Annotated in this window: 1 rRNA gene; it reads right to left on the bottom strand. The window is 53.7% G+C overall.

Annotation, left to right across the window (positions count from 1 at the left end):
* Positions 1-1,168: ribosomal RNA gene (locus Q0V21_RS32675) — 23S ribosomal RNA — on the bottom strand; the annotation flags it as partial.

Raw genomic sequence — 1,168 nt, 5'->3', positions numbered from 1 at the left:
CCAGCCTTACGATGTGCGGATTTGCCTACACATCAGCCTCACTGCTTAGACGGACATCCATCAGTCCGCGTCACTACCCTGCTGCGTCCCCCCATTGCTCATAACGGCTTACGGTGGTACAGGAATTTCGACCTGTTGTCCTTCGACTACGCCTTTCGGCCTCGCCTTAGGTCCCGACTTACCCTGAGCGGACGAGCCTTCCTCAGGAACCCTTAGGCTTTCGGCGGATCAGATTCTCACTGATCTTTTCGTTACTCATACCGGCATTCTCACTTGTATAATGTCCAGCGCTCCTTACGGTACACCTTCAACCCTTATACAACGCTCCCCTACCCCTGATGCAAAGCATCAAGCCATAGCTTCGGTGGTGTGTTTAGCCCCGTTACATTTTCGGCGCAGAGTCACTCGACCAGTGAGCTATTACGCACTCTTTCAATGGTGGCTGCTTCTAAGCCAACATCCTGGTTGTCTGTGCAACTCCACATCCTTTCCCACTTAACACACACTTGGGGACCTTAGCTGATGGTCTGGGCTGTTTCCCTTTTGACAATGGATCTTAGCACTCACTGTCTGACTCCCGGAAGTAAGTCTATGGCATTCGGAGTTTGACTGAGCTTGGTAACCCTTGCGGGCCCCGCACCCAATCAGTGCTCTACCTCCACGACTCTGTTTTCCGAGGCTAGCCCTAAAGCTATTTCGGGGAGAACCAGCTATCTCCGAGTTCGATTGGAATTTCTCCGCTACCCCCACCTCATCCCCGCATTTTTCAACATGCGTGGGTTCGGGCCTCCAGTGCGTGTTACCGCACCTTCACCCTGGACAGGGGTAGATCACCCGGTTTCGGGTCTACGTCCACGTACTAAGTCGCCCTATTCAGACTCGCTTTCGCTGCGGCTCCGGCTCTTCACCTTAACCTTGCACGGGAACGTAACTCGCCGGTTCATTCTACAAAAGGCACGCCATCACCCCTAAAACGGGCTCTGACTTTTTGTAAGCACACGGTTTCAGGTTCTATTTCACTCCCCTTCCGGGGTGCTTTTCACCTTTCCCTCACGGTACTGCTTCACTATCGGTCGCTAGGAAGTATTTAGCCTTGGCAGATGGTCCTGCCGGATTCATACGGGGTTTCACGTGCCCCGCACTACTCGGGATCCGTCTCGGAGGGAAC

The sequence above is a fragment of the Paenibacillus sp. 11B genome, from assembly GCF_030487755.1.
GTDB classification, from domain to species: Bacteria; Bacillota; Bacilli; order Paenibacillales; family Paenibacillaceae; genus Paenibacillus; species Paenibacillus vandeheii.
The sequence above is the reverse complement of the archived record's forward strand: the minus strand, read 5'-3'. Positions and strand labels throughout refer to the sequence as shown.